This window comes from Vibrio sp. 1288, assembly GCF_033344475.1.
Genome location: NZ_JAWPOX010000131.1, coordinates 1 through 1,113 on the forward strand (window position 1 = coordinate 1; position 1,113 = coordinate 1,113).

Annotated in this window: 2 protein-coding genes; both read left to right on the top strand. The window is 47.8% G+C overall.

Annotation, left to right across the window (positions count from 1 at the left end; translation table 11 throughout):
- Positions 1-613, top strand: a 613-nt coding sequence (locus tag R8O11_RS25085; protein ID WP_318194593.1) for an ACT domain-containing protein, incomplete at its 5' end; no start/stop codon positions are given.
- 57 nt (positions 614-670) lie between these two features.
- On the top strand, positions 671-1,113 hold a 443-nt coding region (gene trmH, locus R8O11_RS25090; protein WP_318194594.1), incomplete at its 3' end, for a tRNA (guanosine(18)-2'-O)-methyltransferase TrmH.

Here is a 1,113-nt window from a genome sequence, read left to right on the forward strand (position 1 = left end):
CTACCCAGAGAACATTCAAGAAGTACTGACCGATCTGCGCTTAGAAAGCACAGACGATTTACTCGCAGCAATTGGCTTAGGCGAACTCATGAGTATTGTGATTGCTCGTCGTTTGCTGGGCGATACTGAAGAACTAACGACAACCAGTTCCATTCCAACCGACTCGAAGAAGAAACTTCCAATTCGTGGCGCGGAAGGTTTGCTGCTGACGTTTGCTAACTGCTGTCACCCAATTCCAGATGACCACATCATTGCGCATGTGTCTCCTGGTCGTGGCCTGGTTGTTCACCGTGAAACGTGTCCAAATGTGCGCGGTTACCAAAAAGAGCCGGACAAATACATGGCCGTTGCGTGGTCTGACGATTACGACAAAGAGTTTATCGCAGAACTGAAAGTCGACATGCTCAACCACCAAGGTGCTCTGGCAGAATTGACCAACGTGATTTCGAAAACAGGCTCCAATATCCATGGCCTGTCGACCGAAGAACGTGATGGCCGACTGTATACTGTCACCGTTCTGCTGACGACTAAAGATCGTGTCCACCTTGCAGGTATCATGCGAAAAATCAAAGCTATGCCGCAGGCGACCCGAGTCAGACGAAGAAAGAACTAAACTCATCGCCACCCACTCACACTGGGTGGCGATTTTTTTATACCCTATTTATTTACTATGAATTTAGAACGTTACCACCGTATCCATCAGGTGCTTAAAGCACGCCAAACCGACCTTACTTTGTGCCTAGAAGAGGTTCACAAACCTAATAACGTCTCTGCCGTTATTCGTACGGCTGACGCCACGGGCTTACACAAAGTTCATGCTATCTGGCCTGATAAAATGCGCACTTTAACCCACACTTCTGCAGGTGCTCGTAACTGGGTTGAAGTAGAAACTCACAACTCGATTGAAACCGCCATTACCGAGCTCAAAGCCCAAGGCATGCAAGTATTGGTGACCAACTTATCGGACACCGCGGTCGATTTTCGTGAAATCGACTACACCAAACCGACTGCAATCATCCTGGGTAGTGAAAAAATTGGCGCGTCTGAACAAGCGAAAAAACTCGCCGACCAAGACATCATTATTCCGATGATTGGAATGGTGCAATCTTTGAA